The 23,853-nt window shown below is 66.6% G+C and carries 27 protein-coding genes and 1 pseudogene; 17 read left to right on the top strand and 11 right to left on the bottom strand.

Annotated features, from left to right (window positions below; translation table 11 throughout):
- The first annotated feature begins 104 nt into the window (after positions 1 to 104).
- The 3 genes from ACQI46_RS14865 to ACQI46_RS14855 all read left to right on the top strand — a co-directional run bounded on the left by ACQI46_RS14865 (position 105) and on the right by ACQI46_RS14855 (position 1,944).
- Positions 105 to 710 carry a TetR/AcrR family transcriptional regulator gene (locus tag ACQI46_RS14865; RefSeq protein ID WP_427094764.1) on the top strand — a complete coding sequence of 202 codons (606 nt, stop codon included), beginning with the start codon at positions 105 to 107 and terminating at the stop codon, positions 708 to 710.
- A 124-nt stretch (positions 711 to 834) separates the two neighbouring features.
- Entirely contained in the window at positions 835 to 1,359 is a 525-nt protein-coding gene (locus ACQI46_RS14860; RefSeq protein ID WP_427094763.1) for a hypothetical protein, read from the top strand.
- A gap of 57 nt (positions 1,360 to 1,416) precedes the next feature.
- Positions 1,417 to 1,944, top strand: a complete 528-nt coding sequence (locus ACQI46_RS14855; RefSeq protein WP_427094762.1) for a carboxymuconolactone decarboxylase family protein — start codon at positions 1,417 to 1,419, stop codon at positions 1,942 to 1,944.
- On the opposite strand, the gene ACQI46_RS14850 is transcribed toward ACQI46_RS14855, so the two are convergent.
- Complete coding sequence (locus ACQI46_RS14850) at positions 1,941 to 3,386, bottom strand: aldehyde dehydrogenase (protein ID WP_427094761.1); 1,446 nt, start codon at positions 3,384 to 3,386, stop codon at positions 1,941 to 1,943. The genes ACQI46_RS14855 and ACQI46_RS14850 overlap by 4 nt on opposite strands.
- A gap of 177 nt (positions 3,387 to 3,563) precedes the next feature.
- Between ACQI46_RS14850 and ACQI46_RS14845 the strand changes: the two genes are divergently transcribed.
- The 13 genes from ACQI46_RS14845 (at position 3,564) to ACQI46_RS14785 (ending at position 13,884) form a co-directional block, all read left to right on the top strand.
- Complete coding sequence (locus tag ACQI46_RS14845) at positions 3,564 to 4,841, top strand: aromatic ring-hydroxylating oxygenase subunit alpha (RefSeq protein ID WP_427094760.1); 1,278 nt, start codon at positions 3,564 to 3,566, stop codon at positions 4,839 to 4,841.
- On the top strand, positions 4,838 to 5,185 hold the full coding sequence (locus ACQI46_RS14840) for a hypothetical protein (protein WP_427094759.1): 348 nt from the start codon (positions 4,838 to 4,840) through the stop codon (positions 5,183 to 5,185). The genes ACQI46_RS14845 and ACQI46_RS14840 overlap by 4 nt, the downstream gene beginning before the upstream one ends.
- Positions 5,182 to 6,441: an amidohydrolase family protein gene (locus tag ACQI46_RS14835; protein WP_427094758.1), complete on the top strand. Its 1,260-nt coding sequence runs from the start codon at positions 5,182 to 5,184 to the stop codon at positions 6,439 to 6,441. The genes ACQI46_RS14840 and ACQI46_RS14835 overlap by 4 nt, the downstream gene beginning before the upstream one ends.
- A gap of 34 nt (positions 6,442 to 6,475) precedes the next feature.
- Complete coding sequence (locus ACQI46_RS14830) at positions 6,476 to 6,928, top strand: MarR family winged helix-turn-helix transcriptional regulator (RefSeq protein WP_427094801.1); 453 nt, start codon at positions 6,476 to 6,478, stop codon at positions 6,926 to 6,928.
- Between the two features lie 121 nt (positions 6,929 to 7,049).
- Positions 7,050 to 8,084 (top strand): 2Fe-2S iron-sulfur cluster-binding protein, encoded by a 1,035-nt coding sequence (locus ACQI46_RS14825; protein WP_427094757.1) that lies wholly within the window; start codon positions 7,050 to 7,052, stop codon positions 8,082 to 8,084.
- Between the two features lie 29 nt (positions 8,085 to 8,113).
- A complete protein-coding gene (locus ACQI46_RS14820; protein ID WP_427094800.1) occupies positions 8,114 to 8,860 on the top strand; it encodes an SDR family NAD(P)-dependent oxidoreductase in 747 nt (248 codons plus the stop codon).
- A 114-nt stretch (positions 8,861 to 8,974) separates the two neighbouring features.
- The gene (locus tag ACQI46_RS14815) at positions 8,975 to 10,246 is read left to right on the top strand and encodes an aromatic ring-hydroxylating oxygenase subunit alpha (RefSeq protein WP_427094756.1); all 1,272 of its coding nucleotides are present in this window, start codon (positions 8,975 to 8,977) and stop codon (positions 10,244 to 10,246) included.
- Positions 10,247 to 10,248: 2 nt separating this feature from the next.
- Positions 10,249 to 10,620 carry a hypothetical protein gene (locus tag ACQI46_RS14810; protein WP_427094755.1) on the top strand — a complete coding sequence of 124 codons (372 nt, stop codon included), beginning with the start codon at positions 10,249 to 10,251 and terminating at the stop codon, positions 10,618 to 10,620.
- Between the two features lie 13 nt (positions 10,621 to 10,633).
- Positions 10,634 to 11,479: a TauD/TfdA dioxygenase family protein gene (locus ACQI46_RS14805; RefSeq protein WP_427094754.1), complete on the top strand. Its 846-nt coding sequence runs from the start codon at positions 10,634 to 10,636 to the stop codon at positions 11,477 to 11,479.
- Complete coding sequence (locus tag ACQI46_RS14800; protein ID WP_427094753.1) at positions 11,476 to 12,021, top strand: carboxymuconolactone decarboxylase family protein; 546 nt, start codon at positions 11,476 to 11,478, stop codon at positions 12,019 to 12,021. The genes ACQI46_RS14805 and ACQI46_RS14800 overlap by 4 nt, the downstream gene beginning before the upstream one ends.
- 98 nt (positions 12,022 to 12,119) lie before the next feature.
- Positions 12,120 to 13,394, top strand: coding sequence for a cytochrome P450 (locus ACQI46_RS14795; RefSeq protein ID WP_427094752.1), 1,275 nt, complete (start codon positions 12,120 to 12,122; stop codon positions 13,392 to 13,394).
- On the top strand, positions 13,391 to 13,582 hold the full coding sequence (locus ACQI46_RS14790; protein WP_427094751.1) for a ferredoxin: 192 nt from the start codon (positions 13,391 to 13,393) through the stop codon (positions 13,580 to 13,582). Before ACQI46_RS14795 ends, ACQI46_RS14790 begins: the two co-directional genes overlap by 4 nt.
- Before the next feature lie 17 nt (positions 13,583 to 13,599).
- Entirely contained in the window at positions 13,600 to 13,884 is a 285-nt protein-coding gene (locus ACQI46_RS14785; protein WP_427094750.1) for a DUF1330 domain-containing protein, read from the top strand.
- 97 nt (positions 13,885 to 13,981) lie between these two features.
- Here the strand turns inward: ACQI46_RS14785 and ACQI46_RS14780 are convergent, their stop codons facing one another.
- From ACQI46_RS14780 to ACQI46_RS14735, 10 genes and pseudogenes are all read right to left on the bottom strand, one after another.
- Entirely contained in the window at positions 13,982 to 14,761 is a 780-nt protein-coding gene (locus tag ACQI46_RS14780; protein WP_427094749.1) for an alpha/beta fold hydrolase, read from the bottom strand.
- A gap of 7 nt (positions 14,762 to 14,768) precedes the next feature.
- Positions 14,769 to 15,974, bottom strand: coding sequence for a cytochrome P450 (locus ACQI46_RS14775; protein ID WP_427094748.1), 1,206 nt, complete (start codon positions 15,972 to 15,974; stop codon positions 14,769 to 14,771).
- Entirely contained in the window at positions 15,971 to 16,171 is a 201-nt protein-coding gene (locus ACQI46_RS14770; protein ID WP_427094747.1) for a ferredoxin, read from the bottom strand. Before ACQI46_RS14770 ends, ACQI46_RS14775 begins: the two co-directional genes overlap by 4 nt.
- Positions 16,172 to 16,199: 28 nt before the next feature.
- Positions 16,200 to 17,402, bottom strand: coding sequence for a cytochrome P450 (locus tag ACQI46_RS14765; RefSeq protein ID WP_427094746.1), 1,203 nt, complete (start codon positions 17,400 to 17,402; stop codon positions 16,200 to 16,202).
- Positions 17,403 to 17,515: 113 nt separating this feature from the next.
- A pseudogene (locus ACQI46_RS14760) lies at positions 17,516 to 18,337 on the bottom strand (NAD(P)-dependent oxidoreductase); the annotation flags it as partial.
- Positions 18,338 to 18,347: 10 nt separating this feature from the next.
- Positions 18,348 to 19,166, bottom strand: coding sequence for an NAD(P)-dependent oxidoreductase (locus tag ACQI46_RS14755; RefSeq protein WP_427094745.1), 819 nt, complete (start codon positions 19,164 to 19,166; stop codon positions 18,348 to 18,350).
- Positions 19,166 to 20,059 carry an alpha/beta fold hydrolase gene (locus ACQI46_RS14750; RefSeq protein WP_427094744.1) on the bottom strand — a complete coding sequence of 298 codons (894 nt, stop codon included), beginning with the start codon at positions 20,057 to 20,059 and terminating at the stop codon, positions 19,166 to 19,168. The genes ACQI46_RS14755 and ACQI46_RS14750 overlap by 1 nt, the downstream gene beginning before the upstream one ends.
- Positions 20,056 to 21,711, bottom strand: coding sequence for a thiolase C-terminal domain-containing protein (locus ACQI46_RS14745; protein ID WP_427094743.1), 1,656 nt, complete (start codon positions 21,709 to 21,711; stop codon positions 20,056 to 20,058). Before ACQI46_RS14745 ends, ACQI46_RS14750 begins: the two co-directional genes overlap by 4 nt.
- A 1-nt stretch (position 21,712) precedes the next feature.
- A complete protein-coding gene (locus ACQI46_RS14740; RefSeq protein ID WP_427094799.1) occupies positions 21,713 to 21,988 on the bottom strand; it encodes a ferredoxin in 276 nt (91 codons plus the stop codon).
- Between the two features lie 8 nt (positions 21,989 to 21,996).
- On the bottom strand, positions 21,997 to 23,295 hold the full coding sequence (locus ACQI46_RS14735) for an NADH-ubiquinone oxidoreductase-F iron-sulfur binding region domain-containing protein (protein WP_427094742.1): 1,299 nt from the start codon (positions 23,293 to 23,295) through the stop codon (positions 21,997 to 21,999).
- 69 nt (positions 23,296 to 23,364) lie between these two features.
- Between ACQI46_RS14735 and ACQI46_RS14730 the strand changes: the two genes are divergently transcribed.
- A complete protein-coding gene (locus ACQI46_RS14730) occupies positions 23,365 to 23,847 on the top strand; it encodes a hypothetical protein (protein WP_427094741.1) in 483 nt (160 codons plus the stop codon).
- The last annotated feature ends 6 nt before the right edge of the window (positions 23,848 to 23,853 follow it).

Genomic DNA, 23,853 nt, shown 5'->3' with positions numbered 1-23,853 from the left:
TTCGCCTCCTCGGTCGTGCGTCAACCGCACGATTCTCGGCGAATATACCGACTAGTATCTGAGTAACTCAATGGATTCCCAGAATCTTATGGCAGACTTTCGTCATGGTGGAACGCTGGACGCGGGAGCGGCGACTGGAGCACACGCGTTCGCTTCTGCTGGATGCAGCGGAGAACGTGTTCAGTGAAAAGGGCTTCACCGCAGCGACTCTCGACGACATCGCGTTCGCCGCCGGCTACACCAAAGGCGCGATCTACAAGCATTTCGCCACCAAGGAGGACCTCTTCCTCGCGGTCAGCGACCGGTACTGGCGCCGCTATTTCGACAACTTCGCCGAGGTGATGTCCTCGGCCGATCGCGTGGGGGCTCGGGAGCTCGACGAGATCGCCGAACGCTGGCGGCAGCTGAGCATCGACCGCGGCGCCGAGCACGCCGCGCTGGGCCTGGAGTTCACGCTGTATCTGCAGCGGAACCCGGATGCCCGCGAACGCGTCGCGGCCAAGCGGTCGGAAGTGGTCGACCAACTCGCGGCGTTCATCGTCGAAAGCATGGACAAGCTGGGCGCGACGCTGATGATCTCCCCACAGACCTTCGCCCATGCGCTCGTCGCCACCAGCGACTCCGTGGTGCTGGGCAGTCAACTCGACGATGTCGACCTCTACCGGCCGATGGTGGAGATGTACACCTCGGTGATCAAGCTGCCGAACTGATCGACGTCCGGCAAACCTCGCCACATTCGGTCTTGTATCTGAGATGCAGGTCTGTATATTCAAGTGAGTTCCAGCACGGGACGCCGATCCGGTGCGGGCGGTGGACGAAAGGAACTCTCACGCAATGGATCTCGTCGAGCGCATCGCCAAACATCGCCGGATGGCCGAAAGCTACCGCGACAAGTACGTCCTGCAGAAGGTGCAGGAAGGCGAGACCTACGACGAATGGGAGTTCACCGAGGACGCGGTCTACACCTCGCCGTACTTCGTGGCCGAACAGGAACTGGTCCTCAAAGACGTGGCGACCCACTGGGACACCGCCGCCACCATCGAGGCCAAGGCCTACGGGATCACGTTCCCCGACTGGAAGCCCGTCGACTTCAAGGTGTGGCCCGCGGAGAACGGCTTCGTCCAGCGCTACCGCTGGGAGGGGACCAACGTCAACACCGGTGAAACGCAGGGCTTCTACTCCATCAGCTTCGTCGAGACCGACGAGGAGTGCCGGATCGTGCACTGGTCGACCTACGTCAACGACGAGGAGTACGGACCCTTCCTCGAGGCCGCCATCGGTGCACGCGGACCGTTCCACGGCGACGAGTACATGCAGGCGCTCGCCCGTCACTTCGAGAAGCACAACCTCACGTTCTGATTGCGCGTTCTGAGCACTGAAATGCGAACCGGAGAGACGACAGCGGATCTGCCTGACGTGAGACTGACGCCTCTGCCCGCCGACCAGTGGAACGACGACGTCGTCGACGCGCTGTCGGTGATGATGCCCAGGGAGCGGGCACAACCGGACCTGGTCGGCAACATGCTGGGCACGTTCGCGCGTCATCCCCGGCTGACCAAGGCCTACCTCACGTTCAACGTGCACCTGCTGATGACGACGACATTGTCCAAACGAGTCACCGAGACGATCGTGCTGCGCACGGCCGTGGTGCGGAAGTCGGACTACCTGTGGGACCACCACGTGCCGCTGGCCCGCCGTGCCGGGCTGACCGACGAGGACCTCGATGCGGTCAGGTCCGGAGAGGTGCCCGACCGGTTGGATTCGGCTGTCGTGGCTGCCGTCGACGAGCTACACGCCCGCAGCGTGATCTCCGACCCGGTGTGGGGCGAACTTGCAGTGCATCTCGACGAACGGCAGCTGATGGACCTCGTGTTCACCGCTGGTGGCTACGCGACCCTGGCCATGGCGATCGAGACGTTCGGAATCGAGGACGAGAGCGGCTAACGCGCCGCCACTGCAATCGATTTCGTCTCGGTGTAGCCGTCGATGCCCTCCGGGCCGAGCTCGCGCCCGTAGCCGCTGGCCTTCACCCCGCCGAAGGGTGCGAACGGATCCATCGGATAGCCCTGGTTCACACCGAGCGTGCCGGTGCGCACGGCCGAGGCCACCTGCAGCCCGCGTTCGTCGTCGGCGGTGAACACCGAACCGGCCAGGCCATAGTCCGAATCGTTGGCGATCCCGATCGCCTCCTCGACGCCGCCATAGGCGATCACCGTCAGCACCGGACCGAAAATCTCCTCCCGTGCGATGGCCATCGAGTTGTCGGCATGGTCGAAAACGGTGGGCTTCACATACCAACCGCGGTCGATCCCGTCGGGCATCCCGGTCCCGCCGAGCGCGACCCGCGCCCCGTCTCGGATCCCCTGCTCCAGGTAGCCGGTCACACGCTGCTGCTGGCGCTGCGCCACCAGCGGGCCCATCTGGGTGTCCGCATCGGTGGGGTCACCGACCACCAACGCGCCCACCTCGGCAACCAGGGCATCGGTGAACTCGCCCGCACGCGACCGCGGAACCAGGATGCGCGTCAACGCATTACAGATCTGACCACTGTTGGACAGGCTGGCCGAGCGCACCGCCGTCGCCACGGCGGCCGGGTCCGCGTCGTCGAGCACGATGGCGGCCGACTTCCCGCCCAGCTCCAGGCTCACCCGCTTCAGATCCGTCGCGCACGCGGCCGCCACCGCCTTACCGGCGGACGTGGATCCGGTGAAAGAAACCTTGTTTACGCCGGGGTGGCGCACGAGGTACTCGCCGATCGTCCCGTCACCGGGGACCACGTTCACCACGCCGGGCGGCAGACCGACCTCGTCGAGGATCTCGGCGAGCAGCAGCGCGTCGAGCGGTGATTCGGGTGCCGGCTTGAGCACCACAGTGCACCCGGCCAGGAGCGCGGGCACCAGCTTCGTGACGGTGAGGAACTGCGGCATGTTCCAGGGCACGATCGCGGCCACCACGCCGACCGGTTCACGCACGACGCGGATGTCGGCGCCGTACCGGCCCGGACGGACTTCCTGCCACGGGTACGTCTCGGCCAGGTCGCAGAACGCGTCGATCAGCGACCATGGCAGCGCGACCTGGGCACGCTTGGCGAAGCTGGTCGGTGCGCCGATCTCGGCGGTGATGACGTCGGCCATCTCGGCGCGGCGTTGGCCGTAACGCTCGCCCAGGCGGCGCAGCACCGCGATGCGCTCGGCGGGGTCGGTGCGCGGCCACGGACCCGTATCGAACGCTGTCCGCGCTGCCGCCACCGCGAGATCCACGTCGGCGGGTGCGGCCGCAGCGACCGACGCGATCGGCGTCTCGGTGTGCGGCGAGATGACCTCGATGCGTCCGTTGCTGCTCGGTGCCTGCCATCTACCGCCGATGAACAGCTCGTCGTGACGCAACTGGTCGTCCTCCGTCCGCGATCCGGGGGGAATATCAACTACTTGTGATTGCTCCGACGAGCATATACGGTCGAAGGTGCCGGCTGCCGCGATTCGGTGAAAAGGCCGCTGGGCGTGGTGGTTTGCCCCGGACGCGCGGCGCAGCAGCCTGGTCGGCCCAACCGAGGAGGAGATGTCATGGCCCGGTTCCCAAAACCGCCGGAAGGCAGCTGGACCGAGCATTACCCGCAACTGGGGACCGGTCCGGTGTCCTACGAGGACTCCATCAATCCCGAGTTCTACGAGGTCGAGCGCAAGGCCGTGTTCCAGCGCGCCTGGCTCAACGTCGGCCGGGTCGAGCTGATCCCGCGCAAGGGCAGCTACTTCACCAAGGAACTCAAGGTCGTCAACACGTCGATCATCGTCGTGCGCACCACCAGCGGTGAGGTCAAGGCCTACCACAACATCTGCCGCCACCGCGGCAACAAGCTGGTGTGGAACGAGATGCCGCTGGAGGAGACCAGCGGGGTGTGCCGGCAGTTCACCTGCAAGTACCACGCGTGGCGCTACGACCTCGACGGCAACCTGACGTTCGTGCAGCAGGAAGGCGAGTTCTTCGATCTCGACAAGAGCCGCTACGGACTGGTGCCGGTGCACTGCGAGGTCTGGGAAGGCTTCATCTTCGTCAACTTCGCCAAGCAGCCCGAACAGTCGCTGCGCGAGTTCCTCGGCCCGATGATCACCGATCTCGAGGGCTATCCGTTCGACAAGATGACCTCGCGGTTCCACTACCGCTCCGAGGTCAAGGCCAACTGGAAGCTCTACATGGACGCGTTCCAGGAGTTCTATCACGCGCCCGTGCTGCATGCGAACCAGTCGCCGACGGCGTACTCCAAGGCCGCGGCCGAGGCGGGCTTCGAGGCGCCGCACTATCGCATCGAGGGCCCGCACCGGCTGGTCAGCACGTCCGGCGTGCGCGCCTGGGAGATGGCCGACGAGATGCGCAAGCCGATCGAGGACATCTGCCAGAGCGGTCTGTTCGGGCCATGGGACAAGCCGGATCTGGGGGAGATGCCGAAGGGTCTGAACCCGGCGAAATGCGATCCGTGGGGCCTGGATTCGTTCCAGCTGTTCCCCAACTTCGTGATCCTGTTCTGGGGCCAGGGCTGGTACCTGACCTACCACTACTGGCCGACGTCGCACAACACCCACATCTTCGAGGGCACGATCTACTTCCCCCAGCCGCGCACGCCGCGAGAACGCATCGCCCAGGAGTTGGCGGCGGTGTCGTTCAAGGAATACGGACTGCAGGACGCGAACACGCTCGAAGCGACCCAGTCGATGATCGAGTCACGCGTGCTGGATGACTTCGTACTGTGCGACCAGGAAGTCCTGATCCGGCACCTGCACACCGAAACCGCGGCCTGGGTCGACGACTACCAGCGCAAGACCGAGCAGGTCGGACAGGGAGTGTGACCGTGGACGCAACGACGACCGCGAAGCTACCGCCGGAATTCGCCGACCTCGAACAGTTCTCCGACTGGTGCCTGGCCACCGAAGCCGAACGGTATGGCAAGCGGCTGAACAGCTCCATGCGCGAGATGCAGGCGTTCTACGACGCGATCACCCCGCGCGCCGAGGAGGCGATCGCCTACTGCGACAAGTTCGCGCTCGACGATCTGCCCGACGACGTGCTGAACCTGATGCGCCTGCTGTACTCGATGATCCAGGTGTCGTTCCCCGTCGAGTGCTGGAAGCAGCCCAAGGTCCCCGATTCCGGGGCGACGTCGCTGGACTGCGACGCCGAACCGGTGCCGTGACGACGACCGTCATCCGCGCCGCGCGGTGGGTCGACATCGACGCGGGAGAAGTGCGCTCACCGGCCGCCATCGTCGTCGTCGGCAACCGGATCCAAGCGGTGAATCCCGATGTGCTGCCGGAGGATCCGGCGGAGGTCATCGATCTGGGTGACGTGACGCTGCTGCCCGGTCTGATGGACATGGAGCTCAACCTGCTCATCGGCGGGCCGGGGGGCCCGGAGGGTCTGCCCAGCCCGATGCACGGCGTGCAGGACGACCCGGTGTACCGCACGCTGCGGGCCGCGGTGAACGCGCGCACGACGGTCGAGGCGGGCTTCACGACGGTGCGCAACCTCGGCCTGATGGTCAAGACCGGCGGCTATCTGCTCGACGTGGCGTTGCAGCGCGCGATCGAGCAGGGCTGGCACGTCGGGCCGCGCATCTATCCCGCCGGGCACGCGGTGACCCCGTACGGCGGTCATCTGGATCCGACGGTGTTCCAGCGGCTGGCGCCCGGCATCATGCCGCTCTCGGTGGCCGAGGGCATTGCCAACGGCGTCGACGATGTGCGGGCCTGTGTGCGCTACCAGATCCGCCACGGCGCGAAGCTGATCAAGGTCTCGGCCTCGGGCGGGGTTATGTCGCACAGCACCGCGCCGGGCGCGCAGCAGTACTCCGACGAGGAGTTCGCCGCGATCGCCGACGAGGCACACCGCGCCGGCGTGCGCGTGGCCGCCCATGCGGTGGGCGACAGCGCGATCCGCGCCTGCATCCGCGCGGGAATCGACTGCATCGAGCACGGCTTCCTCGCCAGCGACGACACCATCCAGATGATGGTCGACCACGGCACCTTCCTGGTGTCGACCACGTACCTGACCGAGGCCATGGCGATCGACCGGATCGCGCCGGAGCTGCGCAAGAAGGCCGAAGTGGTGTTCCCGCAGGCGCAGGCAATGCTGCCCAAGGCGATTGACGCCGGTGTTCGGATCGCCTGCGGCACAGACGCTCCCGCGGTGCCGCACGGGCAGAACGCCAAGGAGCTGTGCGCACTAGTCGCGCGCGGGATGACACCGATGCAGGCGCTGCGTGCAGCGACGGTGACCAGCGCGGAACTGATCGAGGCCGACGACGAACTCGGCCGCCTCGCCGACGGCTACCTCGCCGACATCATCGCAGTGGGCGGGGATCCGTCGCGCGACATCGCCGCCACCCTCGACGTGCGCTTCGTGATGAAGGACGGAGAGGTAGTCAAGCGCGGGTCGGTAGACCAGGACTAGCGTCAACCGCATGGAGGCGCACGACAGGGCCGGCATCGAGCTCACCGACAACATCTTGTGGCTGCTCAAGCAGGCCTTTTACTTCTCGCTGACCAGCGTGAACGAGGCGGTCAGCGAGCACGGGGTGAGTACCGCGCAGATCGGTGTGCTGCGCCAGTTGTCCAACGAGCCGGGGCTCTCAGGCGCCGAACTGGCCCGCCGACTGCTGATCAGCCCGCAGGGTGTGCAGTTGGCGCTGACCGCGCTGGAGAAACGCGGGCTCGTGGAGCGCAAGCAGAATCCCGCTCACGGACGCATCCTGCAGGCGTTCCTGACCGATCAGGGACGCGCCACCGCCGCGGCCGTCGTCCACGACGCGATCTCCGCGCACGACAAGGTGTTCGGCGTTCTCACGAAAGCAGAACAACAGACGTTGCGCGACCTCCTCGGCCGCGTGGTCGAGCAGGGCACCGGGCACCAGCTCTACGCCGACCACGTCGACCCCTGACCCGCCGAACTTGCATTCCACGTGCGTCAAATGCGCACTTGACGCGCGTGGAATGCAAGTTCGGGGGAGGTAGTGACAAGTACTTGATACTCATGACAAGTACTTGATAATGTGGTCGACGATGGCCGACCTCACCGCCGACGGGTTCGCACCACTTCGCATCAAGCGCGTGGTGCGGGAGACCAGCGATGCCGTCTCCCTGGTGCTCGACGTGCCCGAGACGTGCTCGCACCGCTTCCACTACAAAGCCGGACAGTTCCTGACCTTGCGGGTCAGTGTCGAAGGGCGCGACCTGCGGCGCTGTTACTCCATGTCGTCGGCACCGCTCGAGGACGAACTGCGCATCACGATCAAACGCGACCCCGGCGGCGTGGTGTCCAACTGGCTCAACGACACCGCCGCCGAAGGTGACCATCTGCATGCCGCGCCACCCGAAGGGAAATTCGTTCTCGACGAGGGTGTTTCGGCCTCCGAGCCACTCATCGCCTTCGCCGGCGGCAGCGGAATCACCCCGATCATGTCGCTTGTGCGCACGGTGCTCGCCGACTCCGACCGGACCGTGAAGCTGTTCTACGCCAACCGCGCTCGCGGCTCGGTGATCTTCTCCGACCTGCTCGACCACTTGGTCGACGCGCACCCTGGCCGCCTGACCGTGCGTCACCACTTCGACGAGGACGCCGGAGTGGTCACCTCGGAGGCCATCGAGTCCTTCGCCGGCGACGCCGGCCACAGGGGCGCCGGGCACTTCTACATCTGTGGGCCTGCGCCGTTCATGGACACCGTGGAGAAGACGCTGCTGGCCGGCGGCGTGACCAAAGACCGTCTGCACCTGGAGCGGTTCACGGTGGCCGAGATCCCAGCCGGTGCAGTCGGCACCCAGGACACCGAAGAAGTCGTCATCGAACTGAACCGCACAAAGACCACGGCGACCTACCGCAAAGGGGACACGCTGCTGCAGACCGCGCGGTCGGCAGGGCTGAAGGCGCCGTACTCCTGCGAGACAGGTTCGTGCGGAACATGTATGGCGCGCATCGTCGACGGCAGCGCACGCATGCTCAACAACGACGCGCTCGACGACGACGAGGTGGCCGAAGGCTGGGTGGTGTCTTGCCAGGCACTGCCGACCAGCCCCCGAGTGCACATGATCTACGAATAGGAGCGGCCCAGATGCCCAGTGATTCCCCGCTGTCGCGGGTGGCGGTCGTGACCGGAGGCGCATCCGGCATGGGTGAAGCCAGTTGCCGTGAGCTCGGCAGGCGCGGACACAAGGTCGCCGTGCTCGACCTCAACGGTGACGCCGCCCAACGGGTCGCCGAGGAGTTGCGTGGCGACGGGATCACCGCTCTGGGTATCGCCGTCGACGTCGTCGACCGGCCCGCTGTCGACGAAGCCTTCGCCAAGGTGCGCACCGAGCTGGGGCCGGTGCACATCCTCGTCACCAGCGCCGGACTGGTCGATTTCGCACCGTTCTTGGAGATCACGCCGGAGACCTGGCAGCGCCTCATCGACGTCAACCTCAACGGAACGTTCCACTGTGCGCAGGCCGCGATCCCCGACATGCTGGAGGCCGGTTGGGGTCGCATCGTGATGATCTCGTCATCGAGCGCGCAGCGGGGCTCTCCCGGCATGGCGCACTACGCCGCCTCGAAGGGCGGGCTGATCTCGTTCACTCGTTCCCTGGCACGCGAGTACGGACCGGCGGGCATCACCGTCAACAACATCCCGCCCTCGGGCATCGAGACCCCGATGCAGCATCAGTCGCAGCTTGCCGGGTTCCTGCCGCCCAACGAACAGATGGCGGCGAGCATCCCGGTCGGGCATCTCGGCACCGGCGACGACATCGCCGCAGCCGTCGGCTTCCTGTGCTCCGAGGAAGCAGGATTCATCACCGGCCAGACACTCGGTGTCAATGGTGGAAGTGTCATGGGATGACGTGGCGGAACGAATCATTGGGATGACGTGGCGGAACGAATCATTGGGATGACGTGGCGGAACGAATCATTGGGATGACAGACATCAACAGCGCACGACGACAGGGAGATTCAGATGGGTAAGTGGCCGAAGCCCGCTGAGGGCAGCTGGACCGAGCACTATCCGGAACTGGGCACCGGGCCGATCTCGTTCCGGGACTCGACCTCGCCGGAGTTCTACGAACTCGAGCGCGAAGCGATCTTCAAGCGTGCCTGGCTGAACGTCGGTCGGGTGGAGGAGGTTCCGCGTGTCGGAAGCTACTTCACCAAGGAGATCGAGGTTGCCAGGACCTCGGTGATCGTGGTGCGTGGCCGCGATCAGCAGATTCGAGCCTTCCACAACATCTGCCGGCACCGCGGGAACAAGCTGGTGTGGAACGAGTTCCCCAACGAAGAGGTCAAAGGCGTCTGCCGCCAGTTCACCTGCAAGTACCACGGCTGGCGCTACGGCCTCGACGGTGGGCTGACCTTCGTCCAACAGCCCGGTGAGTTCTTCGATCTGGACAACGAGAAATACGGCCTGGCGCCGGTGCACTGCGACGTGTGGAACGGGTTCATCTTCATCAACTTCGACCGCGAGCCACGGCAGACGCTGCGCGAGTTCCTCGGGCCGATGATCACCGCGCTCGACGACTACCCGTTCGAGTTGATGACCGAGCGCTACGAGTTCAAAGCGCACAACAACAGCAACTGGAAGGTCTTCGCAGACGCGTTCCAGGAGTACTACCACGTCCCGTCGCTACACAGTCAGCAGGTGCCCAGCGAGGTGCGGCAGCCCAACGCGTCCTTCGAGTGCGGACACTTCCAGATCGACGGGCCCCACCGCCTGGTCTCCACCGCGGGCACCCGCCGCTGGTTGTTGGCGCCGGAATACATGTATCCGGTCGAACGTGCCACGCGCAGCGGCCTGGTGGGGCCGTGGCGCACACCGGAGACCCACCAGTCGGCCGGCCTGAACCCCGGTGGTATCGAACCGTGGGGGATCACCAACTTCCAGATCTTCCCCAATCTGGAGATCCTCATCTACCACGGCTGGTACCTGCTTTACCGGTACTGGCCGACGTCGCACAACACCCACAAGTTCGAGGCGTACAACGCTTTCCACCCCGCGCGTACCGTGCGCGAACGCGTCGAACACGAGGTCGCCTCGGTGGTGCTCAAGGAGTTCGCGCTGCAGGACGCCGGCATGCTCGGCGGCACCCAAGCCGCGTTGGAGTACGGCCTGGGTGAGCCAATCGTCGACGACTACCCGCTCAACGACCAGGAGATCCTGGTGCGCCACCTGCACCACGAGGCCGTCAAGTGGGTCGACGAGTACCAGAACGAGCGCCGGCCGGTGGGGGTGTGACCGTGACCGACTCACCGCACTCGAATGTTCTTCGCGCGAGCGCTCATCAGCGCTTACCGAGTGCGTTCGCCGAATACGAGCGTTTCGCCGAGAAGTGGTGTCTTGCAACCGAGCCCGAGCGGTGGCAGATGCGGATGGCCACTCCGATGCAAGACATCCACGACTTCTACGACGCATTCACGCCGCGGTTCGAGGAAGCCATCGACTACTGCGACAAGTTCCCCCTCGACGAGCTGCCGGAGGACGTTCTGAACCTCCTGCATCTCGTCTACTCGATGATCATGGTGTCGATGGCCGTCGAGGTCTTCGGCACCCAGAAACCCGCCGACTCCGCTGACGCCGTCATCGACCGCGTCAGCGCGCCGGTGCCCTGAGAAAGAAGCCGCCATGACCGTTCTGACCGTGAACAAGCTCACCGCGTCGGTCGGCGCCGAGATCGTCGGGCTGGACCCGAGCCGACTGGGCACCGACGCGACCCTCGGGGACGCCCTTCTCGAGGCGCTGGAGGACAACGGCGTGCTGGTGCTGCCCGAGCTGCACCTCGATCCCGCTGCGCAGGTGGAGTTCTGCCGCCGGCTCGGGGATATCGACCACTCCTCGGACGGTCATCATCCGGTCGCCGGGATCTACCCGGTCACGCTGGACAAGACCAAGAACGCTTCGGCCGCATACCTGCGTGCGACGTTCGACTGGCACATCGACGGGTGCACACCGACCGGGGATGAGTATCCGCAGATGGCCACCGTGCTGTCGGCCAAGCAGGTGGCCTCCAGTGGCGGCGAGACCGAGTTCGCGAGTTCCTATGCGGCGTACGAACATCTGACCGAGGACGAGAAGGAGCGGTTCGCGAGCCTTCGCGTGGTGCACTCGCTGGAGGCGTCGCAGCGCCGCGTCACACCGGACCCGACACCGGAGCAATTGGCGCGGTGGCGGTCGCGTCCCACGCACGAGCACCCGTTGGTCTGGACCCACCGCAGCGGCCGCAAGTCTCTGGTGCTCGGCGCGTCGGCCGACTACGTCGTCGGCATGGATCTCGACGAGGGGCGGGCGCTACTGGCCGAGCTGCTCGACCGGGCCACCACACCCGACAAGGTCTACAGCCACACGTGGTCAGTCGGCGACACCGTCATCTGGGACAACCGCGGGGTACTGCACCGGGCAGCACCGTACGCCGAGGACTCGCCGCGAGAGATGTTGCGCACCACAGTGCTTGGCGACGAACCGATCCAGTGAACGAGCCGGCTGAGCCGCGCCTGACTCCGCTGCCGGACGAGCTGTGGGACGACGCCGTCCGCGACGCGCTGAGCCCGTTGCTTCCCGAGCAGCGGCGCAACCCGCATGATGCCGGCAACGTGCTGGGGACACTTCTGCGGCATCCGGAGCTGGCGCAGGGCTATCTACACTTCAACGCACATCTGCTGCTGAACTCGACGCTGTCGCCGCGGATCCGTGAAGTCGCGGTGCTGCGAGCAGTGCAGCACCGTGACTGTGAGTACCTGTGGGACCACCACATCCCGATAGCCGAGCGAGCGGGGTTGAGCACTGCGGACATCGACCTCGTGCGCGCCGGGGACGGCGCCGACGAGGTCGACCGGCTCGTCGTACGGGCGGTCGACGAGATCGATCGCACCCACACCCTCGGTGACGCGACCTGGGCCGCGTTGCGGCAGCACTTCGACGAACGTCAGGTGCTCGATCTGCTGTTCACTGTCGGCTGCTATCAGTCGCTGGCGGTCGCGGTGAATGTATTGGCGGTGCAGCCCGAACACGCATGACCTGGACCCTCGTTGACGTTGCGCGACCGGTATGAAAACCTGATACCCAAAGATGAGAATCCCGTTCTCATACAGTGAGACCGGCGAACGGAGCGAGCATGGCTGAAGACCTCACCACGGTGGACTTCTTCAGGGACAGTCGCCTGACCGACGACCCGTACACGTTCTACGAAGCGCTGCGCAACAAGTGCCCGGTGGCCAAGGAGGACCATTACGGCGTCACGATGGTGACCGGCTGGCAAGAGGCCGTCGACGTCTACAACGACGCGGAGACCTTCTCGTCGTGCATCTCGGTGACGGGCCCGTTCCCCGGGTTCCCGGTACCGCTGGAAGGTGACGATGTCACCGAGCTGATCAAGCAGCACCGCGACGAGATCCCCTTCAGCGACCAGCTGCCCACGCTCGATCCGCCCACTCACACCAACCACCGCGCCCTGTTGATGCGGCTGCTGACGCCCAAGCGCCTCAAGGAGAACGAGGACGCGATGTGGCACCTGGCCGACGAGATCCTCGACGACTTCCTCGCGCCCGGCGAAGGCGAGTTCATCAAAGGCTTCGCCGGCCCGTTCACGCTGCGGGTGATCGCCGACCTGCTCGGCGTGCCCGACGAAGACCGCGCCGAACTGCTGGAACGGCTGGCACGCGGTACGCACGGCAGCGGCCTGGGCAATGCGGACAAGGCGCTGACCAAGACGCCGTTGGAATACCTCTACGAGGTGTTCGCCGAATACGTCGAAGACCGCCGCGCCAATCCCCGCGACGACGTACTCACCGGTTTGGCCACCGCAACCTTCCCGGACGGCACCACCCCGGACGTCGGCGACGTCGTCCGCGTGGCCACCAACGTCTTCTCGGCCGGGCAGGAGACCACCGTGCGGCTGCTCTCCACGGCGTTGAAGGTGATGGGCGACAACCCGGACGTCCAGGCCAAGCTGCGCGCGGACCGCAGCCTGCTGCCCAACTTCATCGAGGAGTGCCTGCGTATCGAGAGTCCCGTCAAGGGCGACTTCCGGTTGTCGCGGGTGCCCACCACCGTGGGGGATCAGGAACTGCCCGCCGGTTGCACGGTGATGGTGATCAACGGTGCGGCGAACCGCGATCCGCGGCGCTTCGAGGATCCCGACACGTTCGATCCGGAGCGCAAGAACGCACGTCAGCACCTGGCCTTCGGGCGCGGTATCCACAGCTGCCCGGGCGCGCCGCTGGCGCGTGCCGAGACTCGGGTGGGGCTGGAGCGTCTGCTCGACCGGACCACCGACATCCGCATCTCCGACAGCAAGCACGGCCCGGCCGGCAACCGGCGTTACGACTACATCCCGACGTACATCCTGCGCGGCCTGACCGAACTGCACCTGGAGTTCGACGTTCGATGAAGGTGATTGTCGACGAGGATCGGTGCGCCGGTCACGGGATGTGTCTCACGTTGTGTCCCGAGGTGTTCCAGATGACCGACGACGGTTGGGCCGTCGCCGACCCCGAGACGGTACCCGCCGGTCTCGAGAACGCCGCGCGCGAGGCGATCGACAACTGTCCCGAGCGCGCGATCCGCGAAATCGATTGAGAGCAGGAGACACAACTGTGGCCAAGGCCTATGTGATCATCACCGAGGACATCAAGGATCCCGCCGGGATGGGCGAGTACGCCAAGCTGGCGAGCAAGACGATGAGCAATGCGAAGATCCTGGCATTCGGTCCGCCCGCCGAGGCTCTCGAAGGACAGTGGCATGGTACCCAGACGGTGCTGTTGGAGTTCGAATCTGTCGAGGCCGCCAAAGAGTGGTACTACTCCGAGGAATATCAGGCCGCGGCGAAGCTGCGCCAGGCCGCCGCGGAGTGCCACGGGGTGATCGTCGCGGGTCTCTGAACTTTGTGCGCGCGCTCGTCGTCGGCGAGCGCGCGCACAATGCTGATCTGAGACGGCGCGTCGGGGGACAGACACGCGCGCTCGCGGTGCAAGGCGATCAGTACGGGGACAGCGGGGCCACCGGGGTGGTGGTCGTCGCGTGCACCAGCAGCTCGGCCAGCTCCCGCGGTCGCGACAGGAACGGCGAGTGCGACGCGTCGATCGACAGCTGCTCGACCCCGAGGCGTCGGGCCACCGTGTCGGCCAGCCAACGCGGCATCGACCGATCCTGTTCGCACACAATGAAACTGCGGGGCAGGTCGGCTTCCCAGAAGCGGGGGACCGACACCGGCGTCACGGTGGTGTCGCCGAACCGTTCCGGGCCGAGCCGGTCGAAGGCCCAACGCGCCGTCGCCTCGTCGCAGTCGTGATAGAAATACTTCCACGCGCCCTCGAAGTCGGCGAACCGCATCGCGCCGTCCTCGTCGAACTGTAGGTAGCCCAACATCTCTCCGACATCACCATCGAAGTCGTCGCCGAGACTCTCGTTGTCGTCACGCATGGCCATCGCCTCGGGATAGGTGCGCCCCTCCCGGGGGAGTGCGGCGGCCAGATAGACGATGTGCTGCACCAGATCCGGACGCGCGTCGGCGGCCAGCGTGGCGTCGAAACCGCCGCCGGAGTGGCCGACCAGCACGCTGCGCGCCGGCGTGACGTCGGTCAGAGCTTCGGTGATCGTGTCGCGGCGGTTGGCCAGCGTCGACTCCTCGTGCAGCCGTGCCCCGTGCCCGGGGAGATCCACCGCGACAGCGTTGTGACCCAACGACTCCAGCGCCGCGATGGCCGGCCCCCAGCACCAGGCGGCGTGAAAACCGCCGTGCACGAACACGAACCGCACGAAGGTGCTACCGGATCACCCGGACGGGCACATGCGACCAGCCGGCGACGTTCTGCGCGGCGACGCGGCGGCACCCGTCCCATTGCACCTCGTAGCGGGGCATGAAATCGAGCAACCGCTCGAGCGCGATCGCGCTCTCCATCCGGGCCAGTGCGGCACCCAGACAGCTGTGCACGCCGTAACCGAACCCCAGATTCTGCGCCTCGGTGCGGTCGCGGTCGATGTCGAAGGTGTCAGCGTCGGTGAAGGCGTCGGGATCGCGGTTGGCCGAGCCGGCGAGCAGGAACACCGGCTTGCCCTCCGGAATGGTGACGCCGTGCAGCTCGACATCCCTCATCGATCTCCGGACGTTGTACTGGTTGGGCGCTTCGTAGCGCAGCAATTCCTCGACCGCCGCGGGAATCCTGCTGCGATCGTCGAGCAACTTCTGCCACTGCTCGGGGTGGCGGGCGAACGTCACGGTCGCGTTGCCGATCAGCTTGGTGACAGTTTCGGCCCCGGCCCCGCCGAGAAGTGTTGCGAATCCTGCGATCTCGAAATCGTCCAGCGATTCCGTCTCGCCGTCCTCGCGCGTGACCTCCGCGGCAATGAGCCTGCTGAACATGTCGTCGCGAGGTTCGGCCCGGCGCTGCTGGATGATGTTGTAGTACAACCCCATCAGTTCGCCGACGGCCTGCATGCCCGCCTCGGACATGTCGATCTGGCCAGGTTCGCGGGCCAGCGACGTGTCCACCCACTCACCGACCTGCTGCCGGTACTCCTCGGGCACGCCCAGCATCTGGGTGATCACCTGCACCGGGAACAGCGCGGAGAAATCCTGGACGACGTCGAACGCGTCCGGGTTGACCTGCGAGAGGTAGCGGTCGATGGTCGCGGTGGCCATGGGCCGCAGCGCCTCGATGGCCCGCGGGGTGAACACCTTGTTGACCAGGCTGCGCATCTGCCGATGCTCAGGCGGATCCATCATGATGATCATCTTCGCCGGCATCGGCTCGTCGGAACGCACCGTCGCAAGGTCCAGTCCGTACGCCGAAGAGTACGTCTCGAAGTCCTTGTAGGCCGCCGCGACGTCCTCGTGCCGAGACAGGGCGTAGAAGTCGTACTCGGCGTTGTAGTACACCGGTGCTTCTGCCCGCATCCGCCGGTAGATCTCCCAGGGACCGTTGAAGAATTCTTCCGAGAACGGGTCGAAGACGAGCTCGGTCGAGGTCATTCGTCTTCTATCGCGATCGCTTGTCGTGGGCACTGACGCACAGCTTCTTGGACCTGTTCCTCGTTTTCGGGGGTGACTTCCTCCTGCAGCACATGCAGGTAGTCGTCTTCGTCGAGGTCGAACACCTCGGGGATGATGCCCATGCAGACGCCGTTGGCCTCACAGAGGCCGAAGTCGACGACGATTTTCCGAGTCACTGCACCGCCTTCCTCTTCGCGCCCTCAGTCATCGCAGAACGCGCACCGGGACATGGTGATAGCCGGCGACGTTCTGCATGTGCACCCTCTCGAGGCCGTCGAAGTCGACCTCGTAGCGGGGCATGAAATCAAGCAGATGCTCGAGCGCGATCTGGGTCTCCAAGCGGGCCAGCGCGGCGCCCAGACAGCTGTGGATGCCGTAACCGAGGCCGAGGTTCTGCGCCTGGGTGCGGTCACGGGTGATGTCGAAGGTCTCGGCGTTGTCGAACGCGCGGGGGTCGCGGTTGGCGGCGGCCTTCATCAGGAACACCGGCTTGTGCGCCGGGATGGTGCCGCTGGGCACGTGCGCTTCCTTGACGGTGTACCGCACGTTGTACTGCACCGGGCCGACGTAGCGCAGCAGCTCCTCGACGGCGGCCGGGACCAGGCTGCGGTCGTCGAGCAGCATCTGCCACTGCTCGGGATGGCGGGCGAACTCCACGACCGCACTGCCGACGAGCTTGGTGACGGTCTCGGCCCCGGCGCCGCCGAGCAGCGTGGTGAAGCCGGTGATCTCGAGGTCGTCGAGCTTGCGCATCCGGCCGTCCTCGCCGGGGATCTCGGCGGCGATCAGGCGGCTGATCATGTCGTCCTGCGGGTTCTGCCGACGTTCTTGGACCAGGCCGTAGTAGTACATCCCGGAGTCGATGTTGGCCTGCATGTTCTCTTCCGAGAGGCCGAGTTGGCCGGGCTTGCGCTCCAGGCTGGTGTCGATCCACGTCCGGACCTGCTGGCGGAAGTCCTCCGGCACGCCGGCCATGCGGGTGATCACCTCGACGGGGAACGGACCGGAGAAGTCCTGCACGACGTCGAAATTGTCCGGGTCGACCTGAGCGAGGTACTGCTCGACGAGCTCGGTGATGGTCTCGCGCTGGGACTGGATGGCGCGCGGGGTGAATGCCTTGTTCAGCAAGCTGCGCATGTGGCGGTGCTCGGGCGGGTCCATGAAGATGATCGACTTCACCGGACCCTCTTCGGAGCGGATCATCGCCAGGTCGCAACCCCGCGACGACGAGAACGCCTCGTGGTCTTTCAGCGCCGCTGCCACGTCGGCGTGCCGGGTCAGCGCGTAGAAATCCAGTTCCGCGTCGTAGTAAACCGGAGCCTCGTCGCGCATCCGCTGATAGATCTCATACGGATTGTCGAAATAGTCCTGAGAGACGGGATCGAAGCGGAGTTCAGGAGCGGTCATGATTTCCTCCGTCGCGGCGGGCTGGCCGGATGCTTTACGAGAAACGAATCACTTGTAACGCTATCAGTTTTGCTGTGTCAGCACCGTCACATTCGACATCCGAACGCTGCGATTCAGTCGCTGCCGAGCGCCCTGTCGAGCAGACTCTCCAGTACGCCGAGGTCGTTGCCGGTTTCGGCGGCCACCGCGCGGATCACGGCGACGTCCTTGCCGAGGAACTCGCTGATCGACGTGACGAACTCGCTGACGGACCCGGACCCGCGCGCACCGACCATCTCGGCGGCCCTGCTCGAGCCGCTGCCCTTGCGGACCGCGCTGATCAGTCCCGCCTCCTCCACGCCGACCCGCGCACCGAAGGCCGCGGCCTCGCGCAACAACCCCAATTGCGCAGTCAGCAGCGTGTTGTTGAGCAGCTTCACCCACTGGCCCGAACCCAGCCGACCAGTGTGCAGAATCGGATCGCCGTACGCGGCAAGGACGGGTCGCACCCGGTCGACGGCGGCGTCGTCACCGCCGACGAACAGCGTGATCTGGCCCGCGGCGATGTCGTGCGGCCCGCCGCTCACCGGCGCGTCGATCACCGAGATGCCCGGTGCCTGCGCAGCGAGCGCCTCGACGGTGCGCGGACTTCCGGTCGTGTGTACGACCAGCGTCGAGCCCGGGGCCATCGCGCGCAGGAGACCGTCGTCGAGGCAGACCTCGCGCACCTGGTCGTCGGAGAACACGCACACCACGACGACATCGGCGCCACCGGCCACGGCACCCACGTCGGCCACCGCGGTGGCACCCAATTCCTCGGCGGCGCTCCGCTTCTCGCTGCTGCGCCCGAGCACCCGGACGTCGTAACCCGCCTTGACGAGGCGTTCGACCATGGGGGAGCCCATGCGGCCCGCGCCGACGAAACCGACGCGCGTCACGGTCTTTCTTTTCTCTTCGCGCGAGCGCTCATCGCCTGTGGTCCATGGCGATCAGCGCGGCGTCGGCGGCGGTGAACACCGCCCCTTCGGGCGCCGACGCCGTGGCGGCGAGGCTGGCCGCATGCCGGACGTCCTTTTGCAGCAGCGCCCCGGCGATCGGCGCCAATCCGTCGAGCGTGCCGCCGAACATCGAGATGCTGCCGACCGCCTTGCTGGTGGCCGAGCCGCGATTGAGCACCTCGACCAGCTTGTCGCGGGGGATGCCGAGTGCTTCACCGAGTTCGAGGGTGCTCACGGCGCTCCCCAAATTGGCGCTGAACAGGAGGTTGTTGAGGATCTTGGTGTTCTGTCCGCTGCCGAGCGGACCCAGGTACACGATCGGGTCGGCGTAGGTCGCGAACACCGGGCGGCAGCGCTCGGCCACCTCCTCGTCACCGCCGACCATCACGAGAAGCGTGCCCTGTTCGACGGCCGGGCCGCCGCCGCTGACCGGCGCGTCGATGACCGAGACCCCTTGCGCGGCGGCCCTGTCAGCGATCTCGCGGCAGGTGTCGGGATGGACGGTGCTGTGGATCGCGACGATGCCGCCCTCGGCCATCCCGGCCAGCACCCCGGTGTCGCCATAGAGCACCTCGCGCACGTCGTCGTCACCGACCACGCACAGGCAGACCAGGTCGCTGGCCGCACCCAGCTCAGCCGGCGTCGACGCCGACTTGGCCGGCGTGTCGGCGTAGGGTTCCAGGCTCGCGGCGCGACGCGCCCACAGGGTGGTCTCGAAGCCGCCCTCGGCGATGCGCCGCGCCATCGGCCCGCCCTGGCTGCCCAACCCGATGAATCCGACCCGCATCAACCGGCCTCCACTTCTGTGTCGTCGCGCTCGCCGCCGGATGCAGCGAGGCATTCGTCGAGATACGCCAGCACGCGCTGGTGATAGGTGTGCGCCGACAGCCCGACGCTGAGATTGTGTCCGCTGTCGGGCATTTCGTTGAGTACGACGCCGGGCGCGGAACTGAACAACGCGAGGATGTCGGCGTTGGCGGCGGGGCCGGATTCCCAGACCCGCTCATGTTCGGCGACGCTGAACTGCACGGGTACCTCGACCCGGCGGGCCAGCTCCGGGAAATCGCGCCGCGCCCAGTGCGCGGTCACGTTCGCCTCATAGGGCACACCGGGAGCCGACAGCCCGCCGGTGAGCACCTCCGGCGGATACAGACGGGTGGGCTCCCACAGCAGATCGCGTAAGCCACCTGGCCGCGAGTTCACCGTCGCGTCCTTGATGATCGCCCATGCCTCGGGGCAGTACCGCAGACCGGTACCGGCCAGGGACAGGCCCACGATCTCGTCACGGCGGTCACCGACCGCCATACGCACCGCGAGTTCGCACCCGGCGGAATGCCCGAGCAGGAACAATCCCGCTCCGCGCTCGGTCCCCGAGGTCATCTTGTCCACGGCGCCGAAAGCGAATTCGACGCGGCGGTCCGGATCGGTGAACTCCTGCTGATGCAGTGCCGAGGCACCATATCCGGGACGGTCCAGGGCGATCGCGGTGACACCGGCTGCTGCGGCAGCCCGCAACAGCGACAGCCGCGGATGTCCAGGGCAGTCGAAATAGATCGACGACGTCGCCCCGCCGTGGACCGCGACAAGCACCGCACGCGGCTCGGGCGCCGCCGCCACGAGCGCGGACATCGGCACGCCGTCGACCAGGACGACGCGCGGACGTGGATGGACCGCCGTCACGCGTCCGTCCGCAACAGCAGGACACCGCTCGGGGTCAGCCCGCCGCTGCTGACCACGGCGACTCGCGCGTCGGACACCTGACGTTCCCCTCCATCGCCTCGCAGCTGCGTGACGGCCTCGTGGATCAGACCCATGCCGTGGGTGCGGCCGTGGGACAACTGACCGCCGTGGGTGTTCAGCGGAATGACCCCGTCCCGTGCGATGGCCTTGCCGCCGTCGAGGAAGTCCTTGGCTTCACCGATACCGCAGAAGCCCAGCGCCTCCAACCAGGACAGGCAGTTGAAGGTGAACCCGTCGTAGAGTTCGGCAACGTCGACATCCTTGGCGCGCAACGAGGTCCGTGACCACAGATGCGCCGACTGCCCCAGCACCTGCGGTTCGTGGGTCAGGGTGGTCTGGTCCCAGTCGAGGCGCTCGATGATCTGGGTGCCCACCGCCTCGAAACGCACCGGTGTGTGTGGCAGGTCCTCTGCAGCGTCGATCGCCGACACCACTACCGCGACCGCGCCGTCACACGGGACGTCGCAGTCATAGAGACCGAACGGAGTGGTGATCATCCGCGCGGACAGGTAGTCGTCCATGGTCATCGGATCGCGATAGATCGCGGTCGGGTTCAGCGCGGCGTTGGCGCGCTGGTTCAGTGCGATCCACCCGAGGGTCTCGCGCGTGGTGCCGTAGCGGTCGAAGTGCCGACTGGCGTTCTGCGCCAACACATGGGCCGCCGAAGTCGCACCGAACGGATGCTGCCAACTGCTGGTGCGCTTGCCCATCGGAGGGGACATCTTCCCCTCCTTCATCAGTTGACCGAACGTCGCCTCCCACAACGTGCGGAAACACAACACGTGGCGCGCCATCCCGGTCGCGACGGCCATCATGGCCGCGATGACCGACCCGCCCGGGCCGAAGGTGTCCATTCCGCCGTTGATCCAGGTGGGCTTCAGGCCGAGGGCGCCTTCGAGCGCGCTGACGCCTCCCTCGCCCATGCCGGCCATGTCCAGACCCGGGTAGGTGGACAGGCCGTCGATGTCGTCGAAGGTCAGCCCGGCGTCCGCGACCGCCTGCGTGCAGGCGTCGATGGTCAGCGCCAGCGGCGGAACCATCTGGCGTCGACCGATTTTCGACATCCCGATGCCGGTGATCGCGGAGCGGTCCTCGAACTTCTCGGTGGTCAGCATCGGACGCACGTGGGTGGCGAACTGGTCCGGCGGGATCGGATCGGTCGGCAGCGCGGTCGGAGCGTCGGGGTCGGACGCGGGCCGGAACAACGGGAGCCACACATCGTCGGCCTGGGCGAACTCCACCTCGACGGGCTGGCCGATGGCGAACGCATCGGGCTCCGCGCCGACCAGATTGGTGGTCAACCGGACCCGGGGATCCTCGAGCAGCGCGACCTCGGCCACCACGTACGGCGGTGGCAGATCAGGGAACCCGAACCGGTGGTTGACGCTCAGTCCCGCCACGGTGGCCTTGCCCGACACTTCGGTGACGCCCATGTCGGTCTGACGGCAGTACCGGCAGACCGGCGCGGGCGGATGGATCAGCGAGTCGCAGCTCTTGCAGCACTGGATGCGCAGGCGACCAGCCGCGCCGGAGGTCCAGAAGAACTCGTTCAGCGGGGTCAGTTGCGGCAGCGGACGACCGGGAATGTCCACGTCAGCTCCCGACATTCTCGGGCGCCGACGCGCGCGTCGAGTCGGCCGGGCCGGGCACCGCAACGCCGTTGGTCTTCTTCTTGGCGCGCAACTCGATGATCGCGTGCACGGGGCAGTCCAGCAGCGCCCGCATCACCGCGTCCCGGTCCGCTTCGGCCACCGTTCCATCACCGATCAGCGAGGCGTATCCCCAGTCGTCGAGCGAGAAGTACTCCGGGGCATGTTTGGCGCAGATCCCGAACCCGTCACACAGCGTGCGGTCCAGCTTGATCTTCATCGGTTCGCTCACGACGCCGTCTCCACCTCGTAGGGCCGCAGCGCCGAATAGATCTGGGCACTGCAGGTTTCGCAGTCGCCGGCCAGATGGCGCGCGATGTCGGCGGGGAAGGCGCGCAGCAAGCTCGCCGCCACGTTGGTGGCCGCGTCCAACGTCGCGCACGCACCCCGGCCGCGCAGCACGACGGACCACCGCTCCAGCCGGGTCAGGTCATCCTGGGTGGCCGCGCCGCGCAGCAGCGCATCGGTGACCGCGGACATCGCGGCGGTGCCGTTGAAGCAGGAACCGCACTGTCCCGCGTTCTCCCGGTCGAAATACGCCATCACCGACGCGGCCACCGCGACGGGGCACTCGGTGGTCAGCAGCGCAATCGCGCCGCAGCCCAGTCCGCTGCCGAGCCGGCGCAGCGACTCGTGGTCCAGCGTGACGTCGAGGATCTCCCGGTTGAGCAGGCCCGCGAAGTAACCGCCCATCAACACGCCGCGGACAGCAGTGGCGTCCACGTCGTGCAGGGCCAGTAGCTCGGTCACCGATATTCCGTGGGGGAGCTCGTAGAGCGTGGGCGGTCGGCCCGCTCCGGTCACTGTCGCCAGGAACGTGCCGGGGGAGGCCGAGGTGCCCGCACTCCGGTAGGCGTCGCTACCGTGGCGCGCGATGAACGGCAGGTTGGCCAGTGTCTCGACGTTGCTGACCAGCGTCGGGTTCCCGTCGACACCCTCCTCGAAGGGCCTCGGCGGCTTGTCGGTGGGCTTGGCCGGACCGCCGTTGACCGCACGCACCGCGGCGGTCTCCTCGCCGGCGACGTACCCGGGGTCGACGGTGACCACACTGACCGCGACATCGTCGAGCGGGGCTTCGGCGAGCGCGGTGTTGACCGCGACCGCGGACTCGACATCCGAGACGTACACGAAGGCCTTCGGCGCGTTGACGATTCGGGCGGCCAGCCGCACCCCGTCGAGCACCAGGTGTGGTCGGTGCCGCATCAGCCACCGGTCCTTGATCGAGGCCGGCTCGCCCTCCTCACCGTTGGCCAGGACGACGGTCTGGCTGCCGTCGCGGCCGGCGTCGCGGACCGTCCGCAACTTGACGGCCATGGGGAACGCGGCGCCGCCGCGGCCCAGCAGCCCGCTGCGGTCGACACTGTCCAACAGGGCGTCGAGATCGTCGATCTGCTGGTAGCCGCCCGCATCGGTATACGACGAAAGCGATTCGGGCTCGGGCGATCCGGAGTCGAGCAGCAGACGCGGCGTCAGGCCCGGCCACACCGACAACGCCAAGCGGATGGCCAGCCCGTTGTCGGTGCTCATCGCGGCCCGTCCGTGTGGTCGTAGGTCATCATGTCTGGTCCCTTCCTGCCTGCCGATAGGCTGACGCGCATGAGGACTGCGGTGGTGCGAGTCGATGTGGACCCGTCGGCGAGGTTGACCGCCGACCAGTTACGTGACGGCATGGCAACGCTTTCCGACCTGGCCCAGGGTCATCAGGTGGGTGTCGTCGATGCCGATCTGGCGGCGATGCCGCCCAACCGTCGGCAGGTCGAAATCCTGATCGCCGGTGACGATGTCGAGCAGCTTCAGGCCGTCGCCGTCGGGTTGTGCCGCGACGCTTTCGGCGGATTCGGTGTCGAACCGGTCGCCGGCGTGCTCACCTACGTCAGTCGAGGTACCGACGACGACGCGCACGGGGTCCTGGCCGGGCTGGGGCTGCAGGGCGAGATCGAACGCATCCCCACCGACGACGGCTGGGACGTCGTCAAGGTGACGCTGAGCAAAGCGGACCTGCGACGTGTTCCCGAGAGCCGAGTGCACACCGCACTGGAGGCGTCCCTGAACTGTGAGGTGCAGATCATCAGCGTCTGAGGCCAC

Source organism: Mycobacterium sp. SMC-4 (assembly GCF_050205565.1).
Classification (GTDB): Bacteria; Actinomycetota; Actinomycetes; order Mycobacteriales; family Mycobacteriaceae; genus Mycobacterium.
The sequence above is the reverse complement of the archived record's forward strand: the minus strand, read 5'-3'. Positions and strand labels throughout refer to the sequence as shown.